This is a genomic window from Sphingomonas sp. So64.6b (assembly GCF_014171475.1).
GTDB lineage: Bacteria > Pseudomonadota > Alphaproteobacteria > Sphingomonadales > Sphingomonadaceae > Sphingomonas > Sphingomonas alpina_A.
The window spans coordinates 1,135,966-1,160,672 of sequence record NZ_CP048817.1; the positions used below are offsets into that span (position 1 = coordinate 1,135,966).

Below are 24,707 nucleotides of genomic sequence, written 5' to 3' on the forward strand. Positions count from 1 at the left end.
CTTAACTCTTGCCTCCTAGATTTGCGCCGAACCCGCTTTTTGCGGGCCGGCGGGGAAGGCATTCATGAGGCATGATTCGGTTCGATCGACAGGGGGTATGGCATCAGCCGTGCCATCGATCGCCCGACTCAATCGCCTCTATGACCGCGCCACCTCGCTAGTCGCGCTTGGGGTATGGGAGTGCGATCTGGACACTTCGGCGCTGACCTGGACTAATGGTGTCTATCAGCTGTTCGGCCTGTCGCCGCTGATCGCTCCCGACCGGGCGGCAACCGTCGAGCTTTATCATGAGGAGTCGCGGCGCGAGATGGAGGCGTTGCGCGCCGAGGCGATCGCGACGGGGCGCGGCTTCGTGCTCGATGCCCGCATCCAGACCGTCTCCGGCGTCGAGCGCTGGATGCGCCTGACCGCCGATGTCGAACATGACGACGGCCGGCCACGCTGGCTGTACGGCGCCAAGCAGGACATCACCGAGGATCGTGCGCGGATCGATCGCCTCCGCGACTTGGCCGAACGCGACCCGCTGACCGGCCTCGCCAATCGTGGGATGTTCCAGGCGGCCTTCTACGACTTGTCGGAAACGCTGTTCCGCGCCCGGGGGTTGTCCGCGCTGATCCTGATCGATCTCGATGATTTCAAGCAGGTCAACGACCGGCTCGGTCATTCGGCGGGCGATGAGTGCCTGCGGCAGATCGCGGCGCGGTTGCGGCATCTGTTCGGCGACGCCTTTCTCGTATCGCGGATCGGCGGCGATGAATTCGCCATCCTGCTGAATGCGGCAGTCGACCGCGACGAATTGATGCTGCGCCTGGGTAAGGCGCTCGCGGTGCTGCGTTTTCCCGTGTTCTGGCGTGGCAAACCGGTCGATGTAGGCGCCTCCGCAGGCGCCACATTATTGGCGTGCGAGGACCCGCACGACCCGGTACTGCGTTTCGGCGAAGCGGATGCCGCATTGTATCTCGCCAAGGCCGATGGTCGGGGCACGGCGCGGATCTTTGCGCCCGACCATAGTGTGCAACCCGTTGCAACGTCGGTGGCGGCGGCGGCGGCGCTGCGCTCGCCGCGAGGTTGGGCGAGCACGCCTTCGCTAGGCCTGGTTCGGCAGGTCGGCAGTTAGCTGTTCGTTTGGTGATGATCGACGCGAAAGAGGTTGTATATCGGTTTGCGGCGTAGAATGATCACCCATCGGATCATATCGGTGAAGGTGGCTGCCGGCGTGGTTCATTGGCGCCAACGCAAGGAATGACATGAAGGCAGCTCTGTTCGCTCTGGCGCTTGCCGCGCCATTGGCCCCATTGGCGGCTGGTCAGGCCTCGGCGCCTCAGGTTCTGACACCGTCCAGTAAGTGGACCGTTGAATATGCCGATAGCCTGTGCCTGCTATCGCGAGATTTCGGGAGCGGTGACTCACAGGTAAAGATCGGAATCCGGCCTACGAAACTGGGCAGCTTTACTCAACTCGTCGTCGTGCGCCCTGAAAACGTCGGCAAAGCGGGGCGGGGCGATGCGCAAGTGGTGCTGATGCCGGCCGGTATTCCAGCCAAAGCCACATATACCACCTCTGCGCCGGTCAAGGGCATCGGCCGGGTCACGGTTATCGGCATCAAAAGCGCCGAATTGGCCAATCTCGACTCATCGACTGAAATCGCGATCACATTCGGCAAGGCCGGCACCATTCGCGTCATCCCGAACGGGATCGCAAAGGCGATGGCCGCGCTGCGGACCTGTGAGGATGATTTGCTGACATCATGGGGCGTTGATCCGAAGAAACAGGCCAGCCTGTTGAAGCGCCCCGATGCGATCGGCAGTACTGGCGATTTCTGGCCGACGGACAGCTATCCATCGGAAGCACGGCAGGCCGAGGAGCAGGGGGCCGTGCTTGTCGGATATACCGTGCTCACCAATGGTCGCGTCGCGAACTGTCGCGTCCTTGCGAGCAGCAAGAGCGCGTCGCTCGACAAGGCGACGTGCACGACGGTCATGAAGTTTGGTCGATATCGGCCGGCGATCGGTCCGGACGGAAAACCGACCGAGGCGTTCGAGACAAATCGCGTGACCTGGCTTATTGAATAGCCTCGCCGAAACAGACCGATTATCGCTCGCGCGTGACAACCGCTACAGGGTGATACTGCCGCGGAACATGGCAACGCAGCGTCCGCCAACGCTGGCGCGAACGCCGTCACCGGCGCGCCATGCACGCAGGGCGAGGTGGCTTTCGCGCCCCATTTCGACACCCTGGATCGCATCATATGCAAGGCTTTCTTCATCGCCGAGCGAAAGCCTGAGCGCGGCGAGGGTCGCGTTGGCGCTGCCCGTGGCGGCATCTTCCCAGGTTCCGGCCAGCGGCGCGAACATCCGGGCGCGGATGCCTGCGCCGGCTGGTGTATAGACGAAGATCGATAACCGGCCGTCAAGCTCAGGGAAAGCTGCGGCCAGCCGGCGATAGGCCATGATATCGGGCGCGGTTGTGGCAAGCGCATCCGGCTGTACGGCAACCACAACGAAGTCGACGCCGACACTCGCACGGAGCGGCGGATGGTCGGCGAGCGCGATCTGGTCGGGCTGGAGCGACAAACAGGCGGCGATCGCGTCGACCGGTAGTTCACCCTTTATACCGAGCGGTTGGGGGGCGTCGATCTCGGCACCGACGATCTCGCCGGCTTCCTCGATCAGCCGGATCTCGACCAGACCGGCGACTTCCTCGAAGCGCAACGTGGCTTTCGGCGCGATGCCGAGCCATGCCAGTGCGCAGGCGGTGCCGACATTGGGATGGCCGGCGAAGGGCATTTCCGACGTCCGGTTGAAGATCCGCACCCGCGCAGTGTTGGCGGGATCCTCGGGCGGCAGAACGAAAGTGGTTTCGCTGTAATTGAGCTCGGCCGCGAGCGCCTGCATCGTCGCGCTGTCGAGCCCATCGGCCGTGGGAAAGACCGCAAGCTGATTGCCGCCGAAACGCCGCGACGTGAACACGTCGACTGTCAGATAGTCATAACTGGCCATGGTCAAACTCTTGATTGGTCCGGCAGCCCCTTGGTGGCAAGTCTAGGCCCAGCCTTCCAGCACCTGGTCAGGCGGACGGTGGCCATCGGCCCACATGCGGATATTGGCGATGACCTTGTCGCCGGTCGCGAGCCGGCCTTCATAGGTGGCGGAGCCCATATGCGGCAGCATGACGACATTGGGCAGGGCGAGCAGGCGCGGGTCGATCTCGGGCTCGTGCGCCCAGACATCGAGCCCGGCGCCGGCGAGCCGTCCGGCCTCGAGCGCGTCGACCAGAGCGGCTTCATCGACGATCCCGCCGCGCGCCGCGTTGATCAGGTAAACATGCGGACGCATCAGGCCGATGCGCCGCGCGTCGATCAGGTTCTCGCTCTCCGGGTTGCGCGGGGTGTGGATCGTCAGGATGTCGATCGCGCCGAGCATTTCGTCGATGCTTTCATGCCAGGTCGCCGCCAGTTGCGCCTCGAGTACCGCGGGCAGGCGGTGGCGATTGTGGTAGTGGATCGACAGGCCAAAGGCGCGCGCGCGCGCCGCGACCGCCTGGCCGATGCGGCCCATGCCGATAATGCCGAGCGCCTTGCCGCCGATGCGGTGGCCGAGCATGCCGCCCGGGCTCCAGCCCTTCCATTGCCCCGAACGGACGAGCTTCTCGCCCTCCGCCAGGCGGCGCGGCACCGACAGGATCAGCGCCATCGTCATGTCGGCGGTATCCTCGGTCAGCACGCCGGGCGTGTTGGTGACGATGATGCCGCGCGCGCGCGCCGCCTTGAGGTCGATATGGTTCACGCCCGCGCCATAGTTCGCGATCAGCTTCAGCCGCTCGCCGGCACCGGCGATCAGACCGGCGTCGATTTCGTCCGTGACGGTCGGTACCAGCACGTCGCAATCGGCCATCGCCGCCGCGAGCTGCTCGCGGGTCAGCGCTGTCTCGGTGCGATTGTTCGTCGTGTCGAACAACTGCTCCATCCGATCCATCACGAAGTCGGAGAGTTCGCGGGTGACGACCACCCGGGGATTCGACACTTTGGCGGACGGGCGTCTCATTTCGGGCATGAATCCGGCTTGGCGAACCACTAGCCCTACGTCAACGGTGGTTGAATCGGCGCGTGCGAACAGCGTATGAATCGCAGGCACGATCATTAGGGGCGAGTTTATGCGTATCGGTGCAAGGCTAACGCTAGCGGTTGCGGCGATCGGGCTGGTGGGCGGGCTGACCGTGCCCGCATTCGCACCTGCGCTCGCGGCGCTGGTGCAGAAGAAGACGCCCTATTTCGCCTCGATTTCGGCGGGCAAGGCACGGATGCGCACCGGGCCGGCTCGCACCTATCCCGCCAGCTGGCTTTATCAGCGCGCCGATCTGCCGGTGAAGGTGCTCGATGTCTACGAACGCGGCGCATGGCTCAAGGTCGAGGACCCGTCGGGCACGCAAGGGTGGATGATGGGCACGCTGATCAGCGATACGCGCACTGGCCTGATCATGGGTGAGATCGCGGAGTTGCGCGATTCGCCGCGTTACGGCGGCAAAGTCGTGTGGCGTGCGGCGCCGGGCGTGGTCGGGCGGCTCAGCAAATGCACGCGCGGCTGGTGCCATTTCGACGTGCGCGGGCGCGCCGGCTATGTCGAAATCAGCCATTTATGGGGCGTCGACGCCGGTGAGACGCTGAACTGACGCGATGCGGATCGTCGCGGATGACCTGACCCGTCCGGAGGTCGTTGCGCTGGTCGAATTCCATCTTCGCTCGGCATTCGAGAACAGCCCGCCGGGCAGCGTGTTCGCGCCCGACCTCAGCGGGTTGCGCGATCCGTCGGTGACCCTGTGGACGGCGTGGGACGGCGACGCATTGCTGGGCATGGGCGCGCTGAAGCGCCTCGATAAGGACCATGGCGAGTTGAAGTCGATGCGCACCGCGCCCGCTCATTTGCGGCGCGGCGTGGCGGCGGCGATGCTCGATCATCTGATCGCCGAGGGGCGGGCACGAGGCTATCGGCGGCTGAGCCTGGAGACCGGCAACAATGCGCCGTTCGCGCCGGCGCGGGCGCTGTACGAGCGCGCCGGGTTCGTCGAATGCGGGCCGTTTGCGGATTACAGCGATACGAGTTTCAGCCGCTATTACACGCTGGCTTTGTCACCGGGCGCGGTGCATTCCTGAACCATGACCGACGACATCTACGCCCCCGAATTCGTCAAGGGCGTGTTCGACCGATGCTCCGAACGGTACATCACTTTCAGCTGGTTATGCTCGTTCGGTTTCACCGAGCGCTGGCGGCGGCAATGTGTCGCGGCCATGCCCGAGCCGACCGGCCCGGCCGGTTATGATCTGATGGCCGGAACCGGGGAGGTCTGGCCGCATTTGCTCAAGCGTTTTCCGCAGATCGGGCAGATCACCGCAGTGGATATCTCGTCGGGCATGCATCACCGCGCGATCGATCGCCTGCATCGCCACCGCGCACAGCGCATCGCCTTTATCGAAGACGATGTGTTCGCCAGCAATCTGCCCGATGCGAGCGCCGATTTCGTGATCGCGACATTCGGCCTGAAGACGTTCGACAGGGAACAGCTGGCGCAGTTCGCCCGGCTCGTCGCGCGCGTCCTGAAGCCCGGGGGCAGCTTCGCGATGATCGAGGCGTCCGACCCCAAGGGGTGGCTGCTGCGGCCGCTCTACCTGTTCCATCTCAAGACCGTGCTGCCGCTGATGGAGCGGTTCCTGCTGCGCGGCGCGCAGGATTTCGCGATGATCGGCCGGTACAGCACGAATTTCGGCGATGCCCGCGCCTTTGCCGAGATGCTCCGCTCGGAGCATCTCGACGTGCGCTTCGATCGTTATTTCTTCGGCTGCGCGACGGGCGTCAGCGGGCGCAAACCCGCCTAGCCCGTCGGCGATTTCAGGATCGTCAGAACCCGACGCTGACCGTGCCGAAGACCTGGCGCGGCGGCAGAGGGAAGGCGTTGTAGGTGTTGGTCGGCTGAGCGATGCTCAGGGTCGAGGCGGCGCGCTTGTTGGTGATGTTGGTCACGTTCAGGCTGAGCCCGAGCTTCCTGACCAACGCGCCGTTGCCGACCGGGATCTCCGCGCCGATCCGGCCCGCGAGCGTGAAATAGCTCGGCACCGACAGATCGTTGGTGAAGGTCGCATAGCGCTTGCCGAGATAGTCGCCGACCAGCTGTGCGTCGAACATGCCGTAATTGGCCGAGATCACCGTCTTGTTCAGCCAGTCGGGTGACCCCGGGACCTTCTTGCCGGCGGTCGGCACAACCGTCTTGGCGATGCCGATCGTGTAGTCGTCCTGATAGCGCGAATTGTTGTAGGATAGCGCGTTGTAGATCGAGAAATGGGATCCGAAGCGCAGCGTGCCGGCGATATCGACACCGTCCGTCTTCACATCGCCAACATTGGCCAGCACGGCGGCGCCGCTGGCGATTGACGTGATCACCGTGGTCGGGCTGATCGCCAGCAAACGATTGCTGAAATCGACATGATAATAGCTGATCTGGCCTTCAAAGGCGGTGATCGGACCCCAGTTCAGCGAATGATGGCTGCGCGCGCCGATTTCGTAGGTCCAGCTCGTTTCGGGTTTGATCGTCGCCTTGAAATCGTCGAACACCTGCTGGCTGCCCAGCGCGAACGGCGACAGGCCGCTGGCGGCGCTGGTCTGGAACTGGCGGATATTCTTCTGTGCGTTGACGAAGATCTGGTCGTTGTCGCTCACGTCCCAGATCGCGCCGGCCTGTGGCAGGAACCATTTGCTGGTGTTGAGCCGACCGACCGGCAGTGCGGTCGATCCGGTGAAGGAACCGGGGATCGGCTGCACCGGTACGTCCTGCCGGGCGCGCTGGAAGGTGCTCTTGAAGCCGGCGATGACCGTCACCGCGGGAACGATCTTCCAGCTGTCCTGAATGTGCGTCTGGATTTCGTCGACATGCACTTCACTGCCATATTGGGTGATCTGCGGCGCCGCCAGGTCGCGCGGACGGGTATAGGGTGAGCTGGGATTGTTCACGTCCAGCGCATACCAGCGGCGATAGGCGGACGAGCTTTGACGCTCATACCAGCCGCCCAGCTCGATCTGATGATTGCCCAGTTCGGCGCGAAGTGTGGAGATCAAACCACCGCGGCCGATATGATATTCGGTCGTACGCGTGGCGAGGCCCGAGCCGCCGAATTGTGCCTTGATCTGCGCCGGGGTCAGTGTCGGGAAATATTTCGCGAACAGGCCTGGCAGGCCGGCAACGCTGGTTGGTCCGGCAACCACGCCGACACCATCGTCGTGGTGGAAATAGATCTGGTTCGACCAGGTGATCTTGTCGCTGAGATTCCAGTCATATTTGAGATAACCGAGATAATCGGTGCGCTGCGCGTCGCTGTAGTAATTACGGTAATTATCGAGCGCGGCGGTGTAGGCGGGTGAGGCGAGATAGGCCTGCATCCCGGCGAAATCGGGATAGAAGAACGGGCGGGTATAAGGGACGGTGCCGGGCAATTCGCCCTTGGCGATGTTGATCACCGTGGCGTCCTCGTTCGGCTCGGTCTTGTCCGAATAAGCGAGGTAGATGGTCAGCTTGCCGGCGGCATCGTCATGGACGAACTTGCCATTGCCCTGATAACCGCCCTGTTTACCGTTGAAGTCCCACGCCCGGCCGTCCTGGCGCACGCCGGACAGATAGAGCGAATTGCCATCGCCAAAGGTACCGCTGTCGACGCGCACGAAGGTGCGGAAAGTCGCGTAGCTGCCGATCGTCTGATTGATCGTCGCGCCGCGTTCGGCCTTGGGGTCGCTCGAGAAGGTGTCGATCGTGCCGCCGAGGTTGCTGGTCGATGCGGTGCCGAGATCGCCGGCGCCCGAGGCGAGCGTGACGCGATCGACATTCTCGGAGATGATCGCGCGTTGCGGCGAGAGGCCGTTGTAATTGCCATAGGTCTGATCACCGAGCGGAATGCCATCGAGCGTGTAGCCGAGCTGCGATGCGCTGAATCCATGCACGAACAGCGAGATATTCTGTTCGTTGTTGCCCCAGGGATCGGCGGTCAGGAAGGTGACCCCGGGCAATGTCTGCAATGCTTTCAGCGGGCTGATGCCGGGCAGGATCTTCTGGATTTCCGCGCCGGTGACCTGAGTGATCGAACGGCTGGTGCGGCCGGTGACGATGATGTCGCCGTCAGTCTCGTCCGCCGGCGTGTCGGCTGCGGGTTCTTCGGTCGCGACTGGTTTGGCCGAGGGATCGGCTGGTTTTGCCCATGCGGGCGCCGCCGAAAAGAGCGCGAGCGATGTGGCGCCGCCGAGCAGCCGAAGAACAGATTTGCGCATCATTTTTTCCCACCCGAGTCCGACCAGCCGGACATCCCTGATGGGGCGCGGTTAGGGCCGGCGTGCGACACTCCGCTGACAATGGTGTGACAGATTTTGTTTCGGCGGAAATATTTTGGGGCGCGGGGGTGGGGTGCATTTTGCGCTGTTGTGATGTTGGTCGGTGGTGGAAAGTGATGGTGGGCGGCTCGGCCGTTTTTTGAGCGGCGATCGAAGACAGCTGACGTTCCTTCAGGTGGACAGGTCGGGTGTGGCTACTTACGCAGACATAAGGGCCGGGGGAGTTGGCGCAGCATCATGTCACTCGAGCGGCCACGCCATATCGTGAATGTCTCCGTGCCGACGCTGTTCGCCCAGATTTATTGTGGTCGCGTTCAATGCGAGAGCGAAGCCACGCTCCAGCTCACCTTGGACGCGTCATCACAACCGTGACCGATGTGGAGATCACGACGCCCCGCGAGACGTTCTCGATCGAACTGGAGAAACCGCTTGCCGATCGCGGCGGTAAGCGCGGGCGCATCGACATCTGGTTCCGGCTGACCGACGACGAGGACCGTCAATGGCGCTGCGCGATGGAGTTGAAATTCTTCAAGCGGGCGAACCAGCGCGAGCCGAATAACCGTTATGACGTGTTTAAGGACATATCGCCACTGGAGCGGTGCGGAGACGTGGCCGACCTTGGATTCATGCTCGTGGGCACGGACCACTCCCACTACATCACAAAAGGCGCCTATTCCGCCGACACGGATGAATTCGACCTGCGGCACGGCAAATCCTACACGGCAGGCACGACGACGACCTACCGCACAGTGAAGCCGCATGGCGATCCGATCACCCTTGTGGGAAGCTACGATTTCATCTGGGCCGAGACGAGGAACGCGCTACGCTACCTCCTTCTGGAGGTGAAACTCAGATGACGGAAGATATGGAACCGGACCACACGGGCAAGAAGCCAAATTGGTGGCGTCGCCGGAATTGGTGGAAGATTGGCTTCTTCTTGATGCTCGTGCTGTTCGAGTTCACGCGCGAGATCGCCGTTCTGACCAACGACCCGGAACCGAGGGTAGCCACATCAGCCTACGTCGGCTCGATCCAGGGCTACACTAGCGCCAAGGGCCGCTGGATACGTATCGACGGCGGCGGAAGTTGGTGCCCGGCGCGACGAGCATCACTTGCGACCAGAGCGAAGGGCGCTGCGTCGAGGCGACTGCAACCATGTTCAACGGTTATGTAAGTGAGCCAACGGTGGACACGTTCAACGCTACCTTCGCGCCGGATGCGGTCAGCTATGAGAACGATTATCCGCGATGCGCCCACTACAATGTGCGGATCGACCTCAAGCTGAACAAGGTCTTCGCGGTGCGCGAGCGAAAGCCGAACCTCAAAAACGAGGTGTGCCAGAAGATGGAGCAGCGCATCGAGATGACCCTGGGCGATGGCTACCAGCGGAATGACAATCCGCTGGGCGATCACTTCGTGCCGATGATCCGAGTGATAGCATGGTTTTCTCGGTAGCAATCAGCGGGCGGGAAATGGGGGTGCGACCGCTTGGCGATCCCTCCCGCGGCTCCACCGTATCTCCGTCTCCACATCATCACCACACCACCATAAAGGTAGCAAAAAATCGATAAAACAACGATATGTGTCCGATGCGTGGCCGAGAAATACGAACTCAACACTTGAGTTGGCTGCCTTGTGCTGGGCCGGAGTGTCGGCCCGGCGGTTATGAGGCGATTTAGACGACATCGACGATAACTTAGACGACATCGACGATAACGGTGCGCTGATTGTCCCGGCTGATGATGACGATGTGCCGGTTAAGGCGGTCAAGAAGATCATCCGTCCTGCCGCGAAGGCGACTGCAAGCCCAAGGCGAAGGCCGTATAGACTGGGGTTTCCGGTGGCACCTCACTTAGTTGACCTGCCAGCTCGGGCGTACGGTAGTTTAGTGGCGTGTCACCGGAACCGTTCGTCCCGATCGCCCTGCAGCGTCGGCAACTGGGTGAATATCGGCCGCTGGCCTTGGCACCATAGCACCAAGATTGATGTTGGGAGACCGCTTCGCGGCGGCGTCTCACCTTTGGCGGCCGGCCGTCCTCGTCACCTGCTCTGAACAGCCGCCGCGGCTTTCCGAATCACGTCGATCACGACAGTAGGCTGGGAAAGCATCGGCACATGGCTGCTTGCAACTTCGGTGATGTCAGCCCCCATGCGCTTCGAGACCCAACGCTGCAGATCCGGATGGACCGTGTGGTCTTGCGTGGCCAGCACATACCAGCTCGGTTTCGACTTCCACGCGATATCGTTCTCACCGAGCTTCTGTTGATGGAAGAGGTCGAAGACAGGCGCATAGTGCGTGGCCCAGACAAGCGCCTGCTCGTCCTCGGGGAGATCGCCGGCAAAGAACTCCGTTCCGTTCGGCAGCATCCATGCGCGCCCGTCTGCGACTTCGACCCGCGTGAAAATGTCCGACGGATATTTGTCTAGCTGATACTGAACGGTCTCGCCTGCATCTGGCGCTACGGCCGCGACATAGACCAGGCCGACGACGCGATCGTCTACGCCCGCGGCCGTGATGGTGGCGCCACCATAGGAGTGGCCGACGAGAATGACGCGGCCGCCGACGCGATTGAGGGTGCGCTTTACCGTCGCGACGTCTTCTTCGAACGAATCCAAGCCATATTGAACAGAGATGACTTCGTGACCGTCCGCGTGGAGCGCTGGGATCACCTTGTTGAAGCATGAACCGTCGGCCCAGATGCCGTGGCAGAACACGATGGTCAGCTTGGATGTTGTCGACATTTGCGGTCTCCTTGTTGATCAAACGAGACGTAAATCCGGCTTCCACCGGCGACAAAGACTTTGTACGTTCGACCTATGCTTCAAAAGTATAGCGGTGACCCATGGAACTCCGACATTTGCGCTATTTCGTTGCGGTCGCAGAGGAGGGTAGTCTGCTAACCGCTGCCCAGCGGCGACTGAACACATCACAGCCTTCGCTGAGCCGACAGATACGCGATTTGGAAGCCGAAATCGGTGTGACGTTGCTTGAGCGGCAGGCACGAGGCGTAGTGCTCACCCCTGCTGGACGCGTCTTCCTGGATCATGCCCGGCTCGCACTTCTGCAGGTCGAGGCCGCTGTTGAGGGTGCTCAGCGGGCGGCGCAGCCGAAAAGGCCCGTCCTTTCGATCGGGTTTCTCGTTGGGCTGGAGGTCACCTGGTTGCCCCATCTATTGCGCATCATCCGCGAAGAAGTACCGGATACGGAAGTAACGCTGTGCAGCCTCTCTTCCCCCGAACTCGCGCTAGCGCTGATGCGCGGGAAGCTGGACATGGCCTTCCTCCGCCCAGAAAAACAGAGCCTGGGTCTGACCTTCAAATTGCTTGCGAACGAGCCTTTGATCGCCGTTCTGCCGGCAGGCCATCACTTGGCATCGCGCAAAAAGGTCCGGCCGCAGGACCTTGCCAGCGAGATTTACGTTAGCTCGGCGAGGACGTCTCCCGTATTACAAACCGTGATTGAGGCCTACGCATCGACCGCCGGAATCACGCTGAAGCCACAGTATGAAGGCGAGAACATCTCTTCGGCGATGTCACTGGTCGCGTCTACGGGAGGGATCACCCTAGTTCCGCTATACGCACAGAATATGCTCACGCCGAACGTCGTTGCCAGAGCGCTCGAAGGCGTGCCGCCGACCGTTGAGCTTACGCTGGGATATGCCGACGCTAACTCTTCACCTTTGCTCCTTCGACTTTTGTCCCGCGCGGATGAGTTGATTGAAAGCGTTCAAAATCAGAGCATCATCCGGTACGCTGAAGCCCAGTATTAAATGTCGGCTCGCGAACCGCAGGTTTGCTTTTCACGCTACCAAAAGCTGCAAGTCTGCAGTCGGCCCAGCTCCTGCCGGGCAATGCCGCCTGAACGAACGGCCGGTTTCGGGACGCGCCTAAAGTGCATTGGATGACCGATTGTGGGTCGAGGCGGTCAGCGCGAAATGAAAAACCTCTGGTCGGCATTTAAGCGCCCAGACCCCATCATTCATCGTTGCTCAGCCTGAACCCGAAAGTTGCCGTTATTTGAAGTACCGGGCTGAACGTCTGCCCGTGGAGGTTAGAAAACGGGCCGCTTCCAGACTATTGTCAACCTACGCTAAGCTGGCCTGCTCGTGCGACCCTATGCGGGTCAACGGCGGCGGCGGCAGGTTCGGGGCACCTGTCTCGGGATCAAGGGGGAAGCACGATGAGTCCATTTGAGTTGGTGTTCGCGGTCTACGGCCTGTTGCTGGGTTTGGCGATCGCGGAGGTGCTGGGAGGATTTTCGCGCGCGCTGAAGCTCAAGCGAGGCACGAACGCCGTGCGGATCGGGTGGCTGACGCCGCTGCTCGGCGTACTGGTAATGCTCGATCTGACCAGTTTCTGGCTGCTTGCCTGGGATGCGCGCGAGCAGATCGGCGCGAATTATACTACCTTGGTGTGCGTGCTGGCGATGGTAGGTGTGTATTATCTCGCGGCGACGTTGATCTTTCCGGACGCGCCGGAGGAATGGCCTGATTTCGACGACTGGTACGACAAGCAGAACCGGCTGGTGATCGGCGGGCTGCTGGCGGCAAACGTCGCGAGCTGGATCGGCGTGGTCGTGCTGGACGCGATGCACCCGCTGCCGGAGGTGGCACCAGGCCCAATGAACGCCACTGCGGAGTTGCTTTACATGGTCAGCGGATTCTCGATCCTGGGGCTGTTCATCGCGCTGCTCACGGTGCGCTCGCGGCGCTGGAATGTAGCGATGCTAGTGGCCATTTGCGGTTTTCTGCTGATCTCGGGAGTAACAGAACCATATGTTGTTTGAGGCACGTGAGTCCGTGTCGAACAGGCAAATACAAGCATTCACGGGTGCAGCCTCCAGCTTCCGGCGGAGTTTTCGGTGACGCTCCACTTAATCGACCTGCCCGCCCGGGCGTACGGTAGTTTAGTGGAGTGTCACCGGAGCCCCATAAAACTCTACCGTCTGTAACAATTAATTCTATAGGTGGAATCCTATGAAGAATGATCTCGTTTTTAAGACTGGTCTGGTCAAACGAGCGTTGGGATGGCTTGTTTGTTTAGGCGCTGTGGTCGCGTTAGTGGCAATCATCTACGGTATATTCACGCATCCCGAATCGCAAACACCCTCCGAGCTTTCGTCCGGAGCTGTCATTGGTGTTTTCCTTGTTGGTCTCGCATGGGCCGGGATTGCCATTCAAAACATGCGTTGGAGCATCGAAGGCGAAAACATCATCTACCATGGGCTCTTTAAAAATAGGACGATTCCTCTCTCAAAATTGGCAGGTTTTGGGCAACTTACCGTCATCGTTATGGCGTTCCCCTTCCAACACGTGGATTTCTATGATCGCCAGCTGGCGCACGTCGCTCGCCTGCCGGTAAGTCTCAAGGATTGGCCGAAAGCGGAAGCATGGTTGGCAGCGCGGTTGCGCTACGTCGTCAACGACGGAAGCCACATATTGCCCAAACTGAGGTTCGCCGACACTCCGAAAATATAGTGCCGTTCCGACGAGGACGACATCGCGGTCTGGCCGCACACCGTCCTGCTCACGGCGGTCTGCTGTCGTAGCTTCGATCGCGGCCAGCCGGCATTCGTCGAGCAGGACGCGCGAGGCAGGGCGTTCCTCGATCTCAGCGAGCCGCCGGATAGAAGTCTCCCTCTACCGGACAGCGCAAGTTAAGCGAAATCTCCCAGGTTTTCGGCATCGTCGGGCAATTCATGCTTTTCCGGTTGATCGTTCGGCGCGCCAGTGCCGGGCTCAGTGGACATATCGCCGGGGTCAGGCTCGTTGCCGGGAATTCGTGTCGCGTTCATGGTCTTCTCCTTTACCGTTCCACGGGAACGCACGAACACGCGAAAACGGCAAACGCAAATGCTGCCGCTCTCCTGCGGCCACGAGCCCCATGCGCTAAGTGGGCGTTCCGGAAATAGGCGCGGACGGCCGATCGTGCTCGTCGAAGCGGGGCCGCCACACCATGAATGGATGTCGGAAACTTGGACGCCGAATTTAGCCGGCGTATGACCGCATGTGGGTCCTCGCCGCCGCGAAGCTGCCGCGCTGGCTCCCGCGCATCGTTTTCATTCCGGCGGCGATGGCGGCCTTCAGAGTTGGCGAGTCGCTATTTTTCGATACGATCGGCGTGTCGGGTGACAGCATGGCGGATGGCTTCGCGCTGTTGACCGGCATCGGCTATCTGATACTTGCGCTCGTGATTCACCTCGTCGCTGCCATAGTTCTCGGGGTGATCGACGTCAGGCGTTGGGCGAACGGCAGCTAACCACTTGTCCCAAGCCGTTCCCGGCCATAACGTCGTTCGCCAGAACCGGTCGTAGGAGCGAGGTGAACGGACGTCCGACCTATGGGCCTTTTTTCGGCAAAGATGAGAACAGACCGCCAGCGGCCGTCAGTTCATCAACTCCACGGCCATCGCCGTCGCTTCGCCACCTCCGATGCACAGCGAGGCCATTCCGCGCTTCTGGCCTGAGGTCTGCAGCGCCGACAACAGGGTAGCGAGGATGCGTGCGCCGCTCGCGCCGATCGGGTGGCCGAGCGCGCAAGCGCCGCCGTTCACGTTGAGCTTGTCGTGCGGCAGGCCGAGGTCGCGCATCGCGATCATCGCGACCACGGCGAACGCTTCATTGACCTCGAACAGATCGACCTGATCGGCCGACCAGCCGGCCCGCTCGAGCGCCTTGCGCATCGCGAAAACGGGCGCGGTGGTGAATTGCGATGGGGCATGGGCGTGCGCGGCCTGGCTGACAATCCGGGCGATCGGATCGAGGCCGAGGCGCTCGGCGACGCTGGCGCGGGTCAGCACCAGGGCAGCCGCACCATCGGAGATCGACGAGGCATTGGCGGCGGTGATCGTGCCGTCCTTCGAGAAAGCGGGGCGTAGCGTAGGGATCTTGGACGGGTCGCCCTTTTCCGGCTGTTCGTCGAGCGTGACGGTGACGCTGCCTTTGCGGCCCGACACTTCGACCGGCACGATCTCGCGGTCGAAGCCCCCCGAACGCTGCGCCTTTTGCGCGCGTTCGAGCGATGCGATCGCGAAGTCGTCCTGTTGCGCGCGGGTGAATTGATATTCGGCCGCTGTATCTTCGGCGAAATTGCCCATCAGCTTGCCGGGTTCGTACGCGTCCTCAAGGCCGTCGAGATACATGTGATCCATCAACCGGTCATGACCGATGCGTGCGCCGCCGCGGTGGCGCAGCGAGAGGTATGGCGCGTTGGTCATGCTCTCCATGCCGCCCGCAACGATCAGGTCGGCGGAACCGGCTGCAAGCGCATCGGCGGCGAGCATCGTCGCCATCATGCCACTGCCGCACATCTTGTTGACCGTCGTCGCCTCGATATGATTGGGCAGGCCGGCCTTGAGCGCCGCCTGACGCGCCGGCGCCTGACCGAGGCCGGCGGGCAGGACGCAGCCCATATAGATGCGCTCGATCGCTTCGCCCGACAGGCCGGCGCGCTCGACCGCGCCGCCGACCGCCGCCGCGCCGAGTTCGGTCGCGGTCGCGCCGGACAGCGCGCCCTGGAAACTGCCCATCGGGGTGCGGGCATAGGACAGGATGACGATCGGATCGGCGGACATGAGCGAGACTCCGGATGGTGGAGGTGTTGCGGGCGATCTAGTCGCGGGTGCGACGGTTTACAAATGCGCGGCGGATATTTGGGTGTGCTGGTTGCACTAAACTCCTCCACGTGCCGGGGAGGATCGAGAGGTCAAGTTCAGCGTGACGGTTGGAATGAGGGGCTCTATCGCCATACCCATGGAAGACACACTCACCACCGCGCTCAAATGGTTCGCCTCCGGCAGCGGGGTGATCGCCGCGCTGATGGTGTCGCTCGACTCCGGGCGCCGCGTGACGGGCTGGGGGTTCGTTCTGTTCGTCGCGTCGAGCATCGCCTGGATGTCGGGCGCGGCGCTGACCAATGACTGGGCGCTGGGCACCCAGAACATCGCGCTGTTCGCGATCAACCTGTTCGGTGTTTATCGTTACCTGATCCGCAAGAAGGCCGATGGCTGAGCTTTGGATATGGCCGGTCGCGCTGGGCGTGTTCGGCGCGGTGATCGGAAGCTTCATCGCGACTTTGGTCATTCGCTGGCCGCACGATCGGTCGGTCATGGTCGGGCGGTCGCATTGCGACAGCTGCGATGCGGCGCTTGGGCCGCTCGACCTGATTCCGCTGCTCAGCGCTGCGATCAGCCGGGGCAGATGCCGGCGCTGTGCGGCGCGGATCGATCCACTGCACTGGCAGATCGAGCTGATCGCGCTGGCGATCGGCGCGATTGCCGGGCTGGTGGTAAGCGGGCCGATTGCGCTGGCCGGTGCGGTGTTCGGCTGGTTGTTGCTCGCGCTTGCCGCGCTTGATGTTACCGAGTTCTGGTTGCCCGACCGGCTGACGATCACGCTTGCCTTGACCGGAATTGCCGCAGGAATGCTGGGTGTCGATCCGCCGCTGTTCGATCGACTGATCGGCGGACTTGCCGGTTTCAGTTCACTGTGGCTGATCGGTGCCGCGTATAAGCGCTTTCGTGGACGCGAGGGGCTTGGCGGGGGCGACCCGAAACTGCTCGGCGGGATCGGCTTGTGGCTTGGCTGGCAGATGTTGCCGGCGGTGTTGTTGCTCGCCAGCATGACCGGGTTGGCCATTGCCCTGACGAGTAAGCTGACGGGGCGGGGCGGGGCGCTTGACGATCGCATGCCGTTCGGTGCGCTGCTCGCGATCGCGGCTTACCCGGCATGGCTGTTCCTGCTAGGTTACACGCCATGATATCGATCGCATTGCTCGTCCTGCTTGCGGCGGAAAAGCCCAAACCGGCACCGCCGCCTCCGCCGCCGCCCGCGTCGATCGACGGATTGCCGATCGGCGGCATTCCGCGCCAGGATTTGCCCGCCACCGGATGTGCCGCCTATTTGTGGAGCGGCGGGTCGAGCCGCGCCTTTGTGGCGATGGCGCGGGCCGATGCAGCGTCGGTGCGCCTCTCGATCGACGGCCAGCAAATCGATATGCCGCGTACCGCGCAGCATGGCGATGGGGGGTTCGGCTTTGCCGCGGTGACCGAATATGAGGCGGGCGGCACCAAGGCGGTGCTCGACATGACCATCACGACGCGCGGCGACCTGAAGGACGGCGCGGCGGTGCCCGAAGCGACGCTACGGATTGAGCGGGCGGGCAAGGACAGCATCATTTTGCCCGTGATGGGCTTGATCGGTTGCGTTTAAAGACTGATAAATGGTCAGTCGCGCCGATGACGGCGGGTTGAGGGACAGGATTCCCGGGGAGAGAATGATGTCCGATTTGAAGGCGATCCTGGCTGGCCAGCGTGCGGCGTTCATGGCGGAACTTCCAGTCTCGATCGCCACCCGCAAGGATCGCCTGAAGCGCGCCGCGGCGATGATCGCCGACAATGCGACACGCTTTTGCGACGCGCTGAGCGAGGATTTCGGGCATCGCAGCCGCGAACAATCGATGCTCACCGATATCGCAAGCTCGGTTGCGCCGATCACTCATTCAATCAAGTCGCTCGAAAAATGGGCCAAGCCCGAGCGACGGCCGGTGCAATTCCCGCTCGGCCTGCTCGGCGCCAAAGCGTGGATCGAATATCAGCCCAAGGGCGTGATCGGAATCATCGCGCCGTGGAATTTCCCGGTCAATCTGGTCATGTCGCCGCTCGCCGGGGTGCTCGCGGCGGGCAACCGCGCGATGGTCAAGACGAGCGAGTTCACACCGCGCGTCGCCGCATTGTTCGAAGAGGTGGTCGGTCAGTATTTCGCTCCCGAGGAACTGGCGTTCGTGTCGGGCGGGCCGGAGGTCGGCAAGGCGTTCGCCGAGCTGCCGTTCGACCATCTGATCTTCACCGGCGCGACCGCGATCGGCAAGCATATCCTGCACGCCGCAGCCGATAATCTGGTGCCGGTGACGCTCGAACTCGGCGGCAAATCGCCGGTGATCCTCGGCGCATCGGCGGACCTGAAACAGGCCACCGAGCGGGTCGCTCTGGGCAAGATGCTCAATGCCGGACAAATCTGCCTCGCGCCCGATTATATGCTGGTCCAGGCCGACCAGGAAGCGGCGGTGGTCGAGGGATTGAAGGCGGCGGCATCGGCGATGTATCCGACCGTGCTGGCCAATCCGGACTATACCGCGATTATCAACGACCGGCATTTCCAGCGGCTCAGCGACTTGCTCGACGATGCGCGCGCCAAGGGTGCAACGGTCGAGGCAGTCAACCCGCCGGGCGAGGATTTCGGCGCATCCAACGCGCGGAAGATGCCCTTGCATATCGTCACCAATGTCACCGATGACATGGCGGTGATGCAGGAGGAAATCTTCGGCCCGGTGCTGCCGATCCGGCGGTACGACGGGATCGACGATGCGATCGAGCAGGTGAACCGGCGCGACCGGCCGCTCGGCCTGTATTATTTCGGCGGCGATGCCGGCGAGCGCCGCCGCGTGCTCGACCGGACCATTGCCGGCGGCGTGACGCTCGACGATGTGATCTTCCATATCTCAATGGAAGAACTGCCGTTCGGCGGCATCGGGCCGTCGGGCATGGGCGCGTATCATGGGCGCGACGGCTTCAAGACCTTCAGCCATGCCAAGAGCGTGTACAAACAAGCCAAGCTCGACGTCGCCAAGCTCGCCGGGCTCAAGCCGCCTTATGGCAAGGCGACGATGGCGTCGGTGAAGCGGCAGATGAAGGGATAATCCGGCTGGCCGAGTTGGTTGCCATCACCGTGCGGCGAAGGCGGATCATGCCGATTTGGTCGCGTTTGATGCGCTAACGGAACATAGTCTGCCGAGCGGGCTTTACCGCGCATGTTCGACACGATCCTTGATGCCAGTGACGTTCCCGGAGGCAAATTGGCCCAGGCGCGAATTCAGTTGACCTATTTGTGGCGACATCGCCGTCTTGCCACGCTTCAGGCACCAACGCTGTTCACTGAGCTTGTCCAGCAACGCAAATTATATGAGCGCGACCAGCGCCTGCCGGTGCTGGCGGACAAGGTCGCAGCCAAGACGATCGCCGCCCGGGTGCTGGGTACTGCGTGGGTTGTGCCTACCCTGTGGGCAGGGACGATATTACCCGCCACGCCGGACTGGCAGGGGCCATGCGTGATCAAGTCACGGCACGGCTGCAATCAAACCATCTTCGTGCGTGACGGGCGTCAGGACTGGCCGGCGATCGTCAAGCGATCCGCGGCATGGCTCGAAAAGCCCTATGGCCTGTGGCTCGACGAATGGTTGTATCGCCATATCCCGCGCGGCATTCTGGTCGAGCCGTTTATCGGGGCGGCGGGCGCCCTGCCGGTGGACTATAAATTCTACGTTTTTGGCGGACGGATGGCGTTCGTGCAGGCCCATGTCGATCGCGAGCATGCGCATCGCTGGATCGTGCATGATCGCGACTGGCGTCCGATACGCGGCGGCAGATCCGGTATCCCCAGACCATCGGCACTCGCCGCCATGATCGAGGCCGCCGAAGAGATGGGCCGGGGCTTCGATTTCGTGCGGGTCGATTTCTATCAGCCGGCCGATCAGCCGCTGTTCGGCGAGATGTGCTTCTATCCCGGTTCGGGGCTCGATCCGTTCGATCCGCCGGAACTCGACGCGATGATGGGCAGGTTATGGCTCGCGGCGCGCGACCGGCTCAGCAGCCATCGCGCTGGCGCTCCAGCCAGCGGCGTTCTGCCGATCCCGGTGCCAGCCTGAGCGCCGCGTTATATGCGCGGCGCGCAGCACTCCGGTGGCCGAGCCGGGCGAGCAGATCGGCACGCACCGCATGATAGGGCAGGAATTCGGCAAGGCCGGGCAGGGCGAGCGCATCGACCTCGTCCAGTGCCGCAGCTGCGCCCCGCACCTGCGTGAGCGCAACGGCGCGATTGAGTTGTGTGACGGGATCGTCACGCACGGCGATCAGCGCATCATATATGGTCAGGATTGCGGGCCATGGCGGTGGTAGTGAGAGCGACGCTCGGGCACACCATTCGCCATGTATCAATGAGGCGAGGACGCGCGGCGAAGCGGGAGCGATGGAGAGCGCACGCGCAAGATATGGACGGGCTTCTGCGATTAACGGCGCATCCCATTGCTTCGGATCCTGTTCGTCGAGCGGCACCATCACGCCGTTCGCATCGATGCGCGCCGGGCGCCGTGCTTCAGCAAAGCGTATCGTTGCGGCGAGCGCCAGCACATCGGCGTCGTTGGGAATAAGAGTGGCAAGCGTTGCGGTGACCTGCAGCATTTCCGCAGCATAACCGGCGTGGCGGCCATCGCCGGCGGCGTCCGCGTGAGCCCGGGCATAGGCGATTTCGATCGTGCTCAACACGGCATCGATGTGTGCCGGCCATGCTTCCGGACCCGGCACTTCGAAGCTGATCGCGGCATCGGCGATCTTGCGCTTCGCGCGCACCATCCGCTGTGCGACGGTGGTTTCGCTGGTCAGGAAAGCATGCGCGATTTCGAGCGTCGTCAGGCCGCACACCAGCTTCAACGTCAACGCCGCACGCGCCTCCGGATGGATTGCCGGGTGACAACAGACGAAGATCAGCCGCAGCCGTTCATCGGGGATGATCGCGGCATCGTCCATCAGCAATTCCTCCGCTGTCGGTTCGGGCTCGGGTGGCGGCAGTGCCGCGCCGGCGCGGATCGCGTGGCGGCGCAGCATGTCGAGCGCGACGCGATCGGCAACGCGGTAAAGCCATGCCGCAGCGTCGCGCGGCGCCTCGGCCGACCAGGCGGCGACTGCGCGCGCGCAAGCCTCGGCGAATGCTTCTTCGGCGATATCGAGATCGCGGAACCGGGCCGCGAGCGCGGCGACGATCCGCCCTTTATGGTCGCGGGCGGCCCGGTCCAGCATGTCGATCAATGCACAATCAGCGGGCGCACCTCGATCGCGCCGTCGAGGCGTAGCGGCACCTTCTTTGCGATCTCCAGCGCGGCATCGAGATCGGGCGCCTCGATCACATAATAGCCGCCCAATTGTTCGCGGGTCTCGGCAAAGGGGCCGTCATGGATCACCTGTTTGCCGCCGGTGGTGCGCACGGTCGTCGCGGTGGTCACGGGCTGCAGCCCGGCACCGTCGATCTGCTGGTCGCCGAGCTCGCCGACCAGCGCCATATGCTTGTCGATGATCGCCATCATCTCAGGCGTGTCGGCGTGGTCGCCATACCCGCTTTCATCCTCATAGATCAGCAGCATATATTGCATCGTCATTCTCCCTGGGCCGATCGCAAAGGCGATCGTAGCCTGGAGACGCACGAGGGGGAGCGTATTCGACAGCGCCTGCGAAAATTATTTCGGCAGGCTTTGGGAAAGCCGTCCAGACGGATCATTCCCGCTACCGAGCGCGGGCGTCGTCCACGGCGTCGACGCTCAAGTGCCGCCCACCTGGTCGAAGCCAAGTATTGTCGGCTGCTATTTCCACTCCGGAGACACCTTCAAGTTCTGAGGGATTCCCGAGCGGGGGCGAGGGGCGGCTTCGCAGGAAGCCGCCCCTTTTCGTTTTCAGGCCCGGTCGATCAGGCCGGCCCGGCTTGTCCGTCGCTCATCGTGGCGAACGCTGCCATGTCCATCCACATCGGTTCGAAGACATGGCCGTCGGGATCCTCGAAAGTGCGGCCATACATGAAGCCCATGTCCTGACGTTCGCGGATATCCCTCTTGCCGCCGCCAGCCACTGCGGCCTCGGTGATGGCATCCACTGCCTCACGGCTGTCGCGCGACAGGGCGATCAGCATGGCGGTCGTGCCATGGGAATCCGCGATTGGTTTCCGAGCAAACGTCGCGAAATACTCGTGCGTCAACAATTGGAACGTGATGGTATCGGACCAGACCATCGACGCCGACTTGTCGTCACTGAACTGTTCGTTCTTCGAACAACCGATCGCCTCGTAGAAGCGGGTCGATGCGGCGAGATCCTTCACCGGCAGGTTCACGAAGATCATATTCGGCATTGTAGTTTCTCCTGTGCAATTGTCGGGGTAGGATCGGATCACACGTTTTCCTGCACGATCGTGCCGTTGGCATGGATGCAGACAAGTTCCAGGCGACCGGCGCCGGCATTGACGAAGCGATGCGGAATATCGGCGGGCGCGACGACGATATCGCCCGGATAGCCGCGTACCGTGCCGTCGCCCACAGTCAGATCGGCCTCGCCATGCCTGACGATCCAGGTTTCCGAATAGGGGTGCCGGTGCAGCACCGATCCCTGACCTGGGCCGACATCGACCAGGAAAAACGAGACCGGCGTCCCGAAATCCTGGCCCTCGAACCGAACCGTGCGGCTCTGCTCGGCCTGCGGGTCGCGATGGCGAAGAATTTTGACCATATCGTCGTCCTTCCATCTAGTTGCGCAATATATCTTCCCGAGAAGATATATTGCGCAACTGTCTTCCTGTCAAGATATCTTCCCCGGTCTTGGGGTTTGAGCTATTGAGGGAGAAGGGGATCAGGAGGGTGGGAAGCGGGATGGAACGGGACGACGATCATCGGACGGGCGATCATATCGACCGGTCAAGGCAGCAATGGGCACAGGAGTTGCCCGATCTCGATACCGGGCCGATGGCGATCCTCGGCCGCGCCTATCGATTGTCGAACCTCGTCCGCGCCGGCATCGAGGCGACCTTCGCCGAATTCGGCCTTGATCGCGGCGAATTCGACGTAGTCGCGACGTTGCGCCGGTCCGGGTTGCCTTATCGGCTGACGCCGACGGCGTTATACAGATCGCTGATGATTTCCTCAGGGGGGCTCACCCATCGGCTCGATCGGCTGGAGAAAGCCGGCCTGATCCGGCGCGAGAAATCGCCAGAGGATGGGCGCAGCGTATTGGTGGCCTTGACCGAGGCCGGCATGGGACTCGCCGAAAAGGCGTTTCGAACCGACATGGCGCGAGAAGCCGCGCAGCTGCAGATCCTGGATTCAGCGGAGAGCGAAACCTTGGCGGCCCTGTTGCGCAAGCTGATCGTCGATCTGGAGGACCGCGACGGCGATCCGGTCTAGGGTGCTAGATCAGGCCCGGCTGACGCCTCGATGCGGTATTGAATCGGCTTGAACGAACCGCCGTTTGAAGCCGGGGCGGAGCAGGCGGTGAGGCCGATGATCAGGTCCATTTCAGCGCGCAGCGCGATATGGTCGCCGGCCTTGCTGATCGGCGGCAGGACGCTGAGCCGGCCGGTATTGCCATCGACCGGCACATTCATGAAGCAATTGAACGCGACGGGGATGCGGTCGGGGCCTATGTCATAGGGCGCGAGCGCCTCGGCCAGATTGCCGAAGCAGCCGCGATGCGGCTCCAGGCCCGGATAGAAATGCCTGAACGTGTCGTACGAGCAGGGCGTGAGCAGGAAGTCGTGGCGGCCGACGCTGTCTTCGACGATGTCGAGCATGACGTTCGAGCGGTTTGAATAGAGCTTGTCGCCCTGGGTCAGATAGATGCGCTCGGCGTAGTCGAGCGTGCGGCCGGAGGAGATCACCTCATCCACATCCGCCGCATTGAATGCCAGCAGATCGGCGACCTGTTCTCCGCGCGGATCGATCACGACCAGCGTGTTACCTTTTGCCAGCTTGAATGCGGTGCCACTGCGTTCGGGGATTTCGACGATATCAGCTATTTGCCTTCTCCCGAATAGCTGAACGGACATTGCCACGCATCGCTCACCGCTCGGCCGGAATATTGCCGTGCTTCGCTCGCTTCGCCATGGCGCGAGAGCATCGGGTTGCGCGTGCCGGCCAGCGCTTCGTCGCGGACCATGATCTTTTCGCGCATGCCTTCATACTTGCCCTCGGCGCGCAGGATCTCGAACTGATCGTGCAGGTTGAATACCATGGCGGGGCGCGAAAAGCGGCGCGCCGGGCGGCTGGCATTGGGGTGGAGGCCGACGATGAAGAAAGCCTCGCCGCCAAAGCTCAGCGAGAAATGCGGGTTTTCCGGGTTGGGGCTGACGCGCGGATCATAGTCCTGGCCGCGCCAGACATCCTTATCGGATAGCGATTGCGCGCGCTCCCAAAGCGCGGCCTCGAATTCGGTTTCACTCAACTGGTCAGGACCTTCGAAGACAACGGCGAAGCTGCGGAACAGCGCCGGCGCGTCACGATAAGCTCTGGCGAATTTGATCAGGCCGTCATGAATGCGCAGATCGTCCCAGGCGCTGTCGATGCGGTCGCAGGCGAGCACGTCGAGCGTGCCCTTGGCGAGCGCGGCCTTCGCGCCGACGCAGGGAAAAGCGGCGTCGGAGACATGGTCATGCATCAGCGCCTGGAGTTCTTCCTGCGCGTCGTGCTGCCAATGAAAAAGGGGTGTGGTCGGTGCGGGCATTGGCGATAAGACGCATATCGCACCGGAGTCGTTCCGGAGAAT

At 62.5% G+C, this 24,707-nt stretch carries 29 protein-coding genes; 17 read left to right on the forward strand and 12 right to left on the reverse strand.

Annotation, left to right across the window (positions count from 1 at the left end; all coding sequences use genetic code 11):
- The first annotated feature begins 97 nt into the window (after positions 1-97).
- Entirely contained in the window at positions 98-1,117 is a 1,020-nt protein-coding gene (locus G4G27_RS05385) for a diguanylate cyclase (RefSeq protein ID WP_183112395.1), read from the forward strand.
- Between the two features lie 130 nt (positions 1,118-1,247).
- Positions 1,248-2,072 carry an energy transducer TonB gene (locus tag G4G27_RS05390; RefSeq protein WP_183112396.1) on the forward strand — a complete coding sequence of 275 codons (825 nt, stop codon included), beginning with the start codon at positions 1,248-1,250 and terminating at the stop codon, positions 2,070-2,072.
- 42 nt (positions 2,073-2,114) lie between these two features.
- On the opposite strand, the gene G4G27_RS05395 is transcribed toward G4G27_RS05390, so the two are convergent.
- A complete protein-coding gene (locus tag G4G27_RS05395) occupies positions 2,115-2,999 on the reverse strand; it encodes a PhzF family phenazine biosynthesis protein (RefSeq protein WP_183112397.1) in 885 nt (294 codons plus the stop codon).
- A 42-nt stretch (positions 3,000-3,041) separates the two neighbouring features.
- Positions 3,042-4,052 carry a D-glycerate dehydrogenase gene (locus G4G27_RS05400; RefSeq protein WP_183112398.1) on the reverse strand — a complete coding sequence of 337 codons (1,011 nt, stop codon included), beginning with the start codon at positions 4,050-4,052 and terminating at the stop codon, positions 3,042-3,044.
- A 100-nt stretch (positions 4,053-4,152) separates the two neighbouring features.
- On the opposite strand from G4G27_RS05400, the gene G4G27_RS05405 reads away from it, so the two are divergent.
- Genes G4G27_RS05405 through G4G27_RS05415 form a run of 3 tightly spaced genes read left to right on the forward strand, consistent with a single transcriptional unit; the run spans position 4,153 to position 5,869 of the window.
- Positions 4,153-4,668 carry an SH3 domain-containing protein gene (locus G4G27_RS05405; RefSeq protein WP_183112399.1) on the forward strand — a complete coding sequence of 172 codons (516 nt, stop codon included), beginning with the start codon at positions 4,153-4,155 and terminating at the stop codon, positions 4,666-4,668.
- A 4-nt stretch (positions 4,669-4,672) separates the two neighbouring features.
- Positions 4,673-5,149 (forward strand): GNAT family N-acetyltransferase, encoded by a 477-nt coding sequence (locus tag G4G27_RS05410; protein ID WP_183112400.1) that lies wholly within the window; start codon positions 4,673-4,675, stop codon positions 5,147-5,149.
- A 3-nt stretch (positions 5,150-5,152) separates the two neighbouring features.
- A complete protein-coding gene (locus G4G27_RS05415) occupies positions 5,153-5,869 on the forward strand; it encodes a class I SAM-dependent methyltransferase (RefSeq protein WP_183112401.1) in 717 nt (238 codons plus the stop codon).
- 22 nt (positions 5,870-5,891) lie between these two features.
- On the opposite strand, the gene G4G27_RS05420 is transcribed toward G4G27_RS05415, so the two are convergent.
- Positions 5,892-8,303, reverse strand: a complete 2,412-nt coding sequence (locus G4G27_RS05420; RefSeq protein ID WP_345940668.1) for a TonB-dependent receptor — start codon at positions 8,301-8,303, stop codon at positions 5,892-5,894.
- 428 nt (positions 8,304-8,731) lie between these two features.
- Between G4G27_RS05420 and G4G27_RS05425 the strand changes: the two genes are divergently transcribed.
- Complete coding sequence (locus G4G27_RS05425) at positions 8,732-9,220, forward strand: hypothetical protein (RefSeq protein ID WP_244624565.1); 489 nt, start codon at positions 8,732-8,734, stop codon at positions 9,218-9,220.
- A 232-nt stretch (positions 9,221-9,452) separates the two neighbouring features.
- Positions 9,453-9,818 carry a hypothetical protein gene (locus G4G27_RS05430; RefSeq protein WP_183112403.1) on the forward strand — a complete coding sequence of 122 codons (366 nt, stop codon included), beginning with the start codon at positions 9,453-9,455 and terminating at the stop codon, positions 9,816-9,818.
- Positions 9,819-10,403: 585 nt separating this feature from the next.
- Here the strand turns inward: G4G27_RS05430 and G4G27_RS05435 are convergent.
- Positions 10,404-11,105 carry an alpha/beta hydrolase gene (locus G4G27_RS05435; RefSeq protein ID WP_183112404.1) on the reverse strand — a complete coding sequence of 234 codons (702 nt, stop codon included), beginning with the start codon at positions 11,103-11,105 and terminating at the stop codon, positions 10,404-10,406.
- Between the two features lie 101 nt (positions 11,106-11,206).
- On the opposite strand from G4G27_RS05435, the gene G4G27_RS05440 reads away from it, so the two are divergent.
- The 3 genes from G4G27_RS05440 (at position 11,207) to G4G27_RS05450 (ending at position 13,840) form a co-directional block, all read left to right on the forward strand.
- A complete protein-coding gene (locus G4G27_RS05440) occupies positions 11,207-12,133 on the forward strand; it encodes a LysR family transcriptional regulator (protein ID WP_183112405.1) in 927 nt (308 codons plus the stop codon).
- A gap of 410 nt (positions 12,134-12,543) precedes the next feature.
- Positions 12,544-13,149, forward strand: a complete 606-nt coding sequence (locus tag G4G27_RS05445) for a hypothetical protein (protein WP_183112406.1) — start codon at positions 12,544-12,546, stop codon at positions 13,147-13,149.
- A gap of 190 nt (positions 13,150-13,339) precedes the next feature.
- Positions 13,340-13,840 carry a hypothetical protein gene (locus G4G27_RS05450; RefSeq protein WP_183112407.1) on the forward strand — a complete coding sequence of 167 codons (501 nt, stop codon included), beginning with the start codon at positions 13,340-13,342 and terminating at the stop codon, positions 13,838-13,840.
- Between the two features lie 179 nt (positions 13,841-14,019).
- On the opposite strand, the gene G4G27_RS05455 is transcribed toward G4G27_RS05450, so the two are convergent.
- Positions 14,020-14,157: a hypothetical protein gene (locus tag G4G27_RS05455; RefSeq protein ID WP_183112408.1), complete on the reverse strand. Its 138-nt coding sequence runs from the start codon at positions 14,155-14,157 to the stop codon at positions 14,020-14,022.
- Positions 14,158-14,369: 212 nt separating this feature from the next.
- Between G4G27_RS05455 and G4G27_RS05460 the strand changes: the two genes are divergently transcribed.
- Positions 14,370-14,621 carry a hypothetical protein gene (locus G4G27_RS05460; protein ID WP_183112409.1) on the forward strand — a complete coding sequence of 84 codons (252 nt, stop codon included), beginning with the start codon at positions 14,370-14,372 and terminating at the stop codon, positions 14,619-14,621.
- Positions 14,622-14,747: 126 nt separating this feature from the next.
- Here the strand turns inward: G4G27_RS05460 and G4G27_RS05465 are convergent, their stop codons facing one another.
- Positions 14,748-15,935 (reverse strand): acetyl-CoA C-acyltransferase, encoded by a 1,188-nt coding sequence (locus G4G27_RS05465; RefSeq protein ID WP_183112410.1) that lies wholly within the window; start codon positions 15,933-15,935, stop codon positions 14,748-14,750.
- A gap of 178 nt (positions 15,936-16,113) precedes the next feature.
- On the opposite strand from G4G27_RS05465, the gene G4G27_RS05470 reads away from it, so the two are divergent.
- From G4G27_RS05470 to G4G27_RS05490, 5 genes are all read left to right on the forward strand, one after another.
- Positions 16,114-16,371 (forward strand): hypothetical protein, encoded by a 258-nt coding sequence (locus G4G27_RS05470; RefSeq protein WP_183112411.1) that lies wholly within the window; start codon positions 16,114-16,116, stop codon positions 16,369-16,371.
- Positions 16,364-17,119: an A24 family peptidase gene (locus G4G27_RS05475; RefSeq protein ID WP_183112412.1), complete on the forward strand. Its 756-nt coding sequence runs from the start codon at positions 16,364-16,366 to the stop codon at positions 17,117-17,119. The genes G4G27_RS05470 and G4G27_RS05475 overlap by 8 nt, the downstream gene beginning before the upstream one ends.
- Complete coding sequence (locus G4G27_RS05480; protein ID WP_244624566.1) at positions 17,116-17,571, forward strand: hypothetical protein; 456 nt, start codon at positions 17,116-17,118, stop codon at positions 17,569-17,571. The genes G4G27_RS05475 and G4G27_RS05480 overlap by 4 nt, the downstream gene beginning before the upstream one ends.
- A 67-nt stretch (positions 17,572-17,638) precedes the next feature.
- Positions 17,639-19,057 carry a coniferyl aldehyde dehydrogenase gene (locus G4G27_RS05485; protein ID WP_183112414.1) on the forward strand — a complete coding sequence of 473 codons (1,419 nt, stop codon included), beginning with the start codon at positions 17,639-17,641 and terminating at the stop codon, positions 19,055-19,057.
- A gap of 111 nt (positions 19,058-19,168) precedes the next feature.
- Positions 19,169-20,062 carry an ATP-grasp fold amidoligase family protein gene (locus G4G27_RS05490; protein WP_183112415.1) on the forward strand — a complete coding sequence of 298 codons (894 nt, stop codon included), beginning with the start codon at positions 19,169-19,171 and terminating at the stop codon, positions 20,060-20,062.
- Here the strand turns inward: G4G27_RS05490 and G4G27_RS05495 are convergent.
- The 4 genes from G4G27_RS05495 to G4G27_RS05510 form a co-directional block, all read right to left on the reverse strand.
- Positions 20,001-21,209: a DUF6596 domain-containing protein gene (locus G4G27_RS05495; RefSeq protein WP_244624679.1), complete on the reverse strand. Its 1,209-nt coding sequence runs from the start codon at positions 21,207-21,209 to the stop codon at positions 20,001-20,003. The genes G4G27_RS05490 and G4G27_RS05495 overlap by 62 nt on opposite strands.
- 5 nt (positions 21,210-21,214) lie before the next feature.
- The gene (locus tag G4G27_RS05500; protein ID WP_183112416.1) at positions 21,215-21,559 is read right to left on the reverse strand and encodes a YciI family protein; all 345 of its coding nucleotides are present in this window, start codon (positions 21,557-21,559) and stop codon (positions 21,215-21,217) included.
- A gap of 311 nt (positions 21,560-21,870) precedes the next feature.
- Positions 21,871-22,305, reverse strand: a complete 435-nt coding sequence (locus tag G4G27_RS05505; protein WP_183112417.1) for a VOC family protein — start codon at positions 22,303-22,305, stop codon at positions 21,871-21,873.
- 38 nt (positions 22,306-22,343) lie between these two features.
- Positions 22,344-22,679 (reverse strand): cupin domain-containing protein, encoded by a 336-nt coding sequence (locus G4G27_RS05510; protein ID WP_183112418.1) that lies wholly within the window; start codon positions 22,677-22,679, stop codon positions 22,344-22,346.
- Between the two features lie 140 nt (positions 22,680-22,819).
- Here G4G27_RS05510 and G4G27_RS05515 point away from each other — a divergent pair, with 140 nt between their 5' ends.
- Complete coding sequence (locus G4G27_RS05515) at positions 22,820-23,350, forward strand: MarR family transcriptional regulator (RefSeq protein WP_183112419.1); 531 nt, start codon at positions 22,820-22,822, stop codon at positions 23,348-23,350.
- Here the strand turns inward: G4G27_RS05515 and G4G27_RS05520 are convergent.
- Both G4G27_RS05520 and gntA read right to left on the reverse strand, forming a co-directional pair.
- Positions 23,347-23,991, reverse strand: coding sequence for an urea carboxylase-associated family protein (locus G4G27_RS05520; RefSeq protein WP_183112420.1), 645 nt, complete (start codon positions 23,989-23,991; stop codon positions 23,347-23,349). The genes G4G27_RS05515 and G4G27_RS05520 overlap by 4 nt on opposite strands.
- A complete protein-coding gene (gene gntA / locus G4G27_RS05525) occupies positions 23,958-24,665 on the reverse strand; it encodes a guanitoxin biosynthesis heme-dependent pre-guanitoxin N-hydroxylase GntA (RefSeq protein ID WP_183112421.1) in 708 nt (235 codons plus the stop codon). The genes G4G27_RS05520 and gntA overlap by 34 nt, the downstream gene beginning before the upstream one ends.
- Positions 24,666-24,707: the final 42 nt, after the last annotated feature.

Bases quoted from the DNA above. Each gene is read 5' to 3' on its own strand.
- G4G27_RS05385 (WP_183112395.1), top strand. From the start codon at position 98: ATGGCATCAGCCGTGCCATCGATCGCCCGACTCAATCGCCTCTATGAC.
- G4G27_RS05390 (WP_183112396.1), top strand. From the start codon at position 1,248: ATGAAGGCAGCTCTGTTCGCTCTGGCGCTTGCCGCGCCATTGGCCCCA.
- G4G27_RS05395 (WP_183112397.1), bottom strand. From the start codon at position 2,999: ATGGCCAGTTATGACTATCTGACAGTCGACGTGTTCACGTCGCGGCGT.
- G4G27_RS05400 (WP_183112398.1), bottom strand. From the start codon at position 4,052: ATGCCCGAAATGAGACGCCCGTCCGCCAAAGTGTCGAATCCCCGGGTG.
- G4G27_RS05405 (WP_183112399.1), top strand. From the start codon at position 4,153: ATGCGTATCGGTGCAAGGCTAACGCTAGCGGTTGCGGCGATCGGGCTG.
- G4G27_RS05410 (WP_183112400.1), top strand. From the start codon at position 4,673: ATGCGGATCGTCGCGGATGACCTGACCCGTCCGGAGGTCGTTGCGCTG.
- G4G27_RS05415 (WP_183112401.1), top strand. From the start codon at position 5,153: ATGACCGACGACATCTACGCCCCCGAATTCGTCAAGGGCGTGTTCGAC.
- G4G27_RS05420 (WP_345940668.1), bottom strand. From the start codon at position 8,303: ATGCGCAAATCTGTTCTTCGGCTGCTCGGCGGCGCCACATCGCTCGCG.
- G4G27_RS05435 (WP_183112404.1), bottom strand. From the start codon at position 11,105: ATGTCGACAACATCCAAGCTGACCATCGTGTTCTGCCACGGCATCTGG.
- G4G27_RS05440 (WP_183112405.1), top strand. From the start codon at position 11,207: ATGGAACTCCGACATTTGCGCTATTTCGTTGCGGTCGCAGAGGAGGGT.
- G4G27_RS05445 (WP_183112406.1), top strand. From the start codon at position 12,544: ATGAGTCCATTTGAGTTGGTGTTCGCGGTCTACGGCCTGTTGCTGGGT.
- G4G27_RS05450 (WP_183112407.1), top strand. From the start codon at position 13,340: ATGAAGAATGATCTCGTTTTTAAGACTGGTCTGGTCAAACGAGCGTTG.
- G4G27_RS05455 (WP_183112408.1), bottom strand. From the start codon at position 14,157: ATGAACGCGACACGAATTCCCGGCAACGAGCCTGACCCCGGCGATATG.
- G4G27_RS05460 (WP_183112409.1), top strand. From the start codon at position 14,370: ATGTGGGTCCTCGCCGCCGCGAAGCTGCCGCGCTGGCTCCCGCGCATC.
- G4G27_RS05465 (WP_183112410.1), bottom strand. From the start codon at position 15,935: ATGTCCGCCGATCCGATCGTCATCCTGTCCTATGCCCGCACCCCGATG.
- G4G27_RS05470 (WP_183112411.1), top strand. From the start codon at position 16,114: ATGGAAGACACACTCACCACCGCGCTCAAATGGTTCGCCTCCGGCAGC.
- G4G27_RS05475 (WP_183112412.1), top strand. From the start codon at position 16,364: ATGGCTGAGCTTTGGATATGGCCGGTCGCGCTGGGCGTGTTCGGCGCG.
- G4G27_RS05480 (WP_244624566.1), top strand. From the start codon at position 17,116: ATGATATCGATCGCATTGCTCGTCCTGCTTGCGGCGGAAAAGCCCAAA.
- G4G27_RS05485 (WP_183112414.1), top strand. From the start codon at position 17,639: ATGTCCGATTTGAAGGCGATCCTGGCTGGCCAGCGTGCGGCGTTCATG.
- G4G27_RS05490 (WP_183112415.1), top strand. From the start codon at position 19,169: ATGTTCGACACGATCCTTGATGCCAGTGACGTTCCCGGAGGCAAATTG.
- G4G27_RS05495 (WP_244624679.1), bottom strand. From the start codon at position 21,209: ATGCTGGACCGGGCCGCCCGCGACCATAAAGGGCGGATCGTCGCCGCG.
- G4G27_RS05500 (WP_183112416.1), bottom strand. From the start codon at position 21,559: ATGCAATATATGCTGCTGATCTATGAGGATGAAAGCGGGTATGGCGAC.
- G4G27_RS05505 (WP_183112417.1), bottom strand. From the start codon at position 22,305: ATGCCGAATATGATCTTCGTGAACCTGCCGGTGAAGGATCTCGCCGCA.
- G4G27_RS05510 (WP_183112418.1), bottom strand. From the start codon at position 22,679: ATGGTCAAAATTCTTCGCCATCGCGACCCGCAGGCCGAGCAGAGCCGC.
- G4G27_RS05515 (WP_183112419.1), top strand. From the start codon at position 22,820: ATGGAACGGGACGACGATCATCGGACGGGCGATCATATCGACCGGTCA.
- G4G27_RS05520 (WP_183112420.1), bottom strand. From the start codon at position 23,991: ATGTCCGTTCAGCTATTCGGGAGAAGGCAAATAGCTGATATCGTCGAA.
- gntA (WP_183112421.1), bottom strand. From the start codon at position 24,665: ATGCCCGCACCGACCACACCCCTTTTTCATTGGCAGCACGACGCGCAG.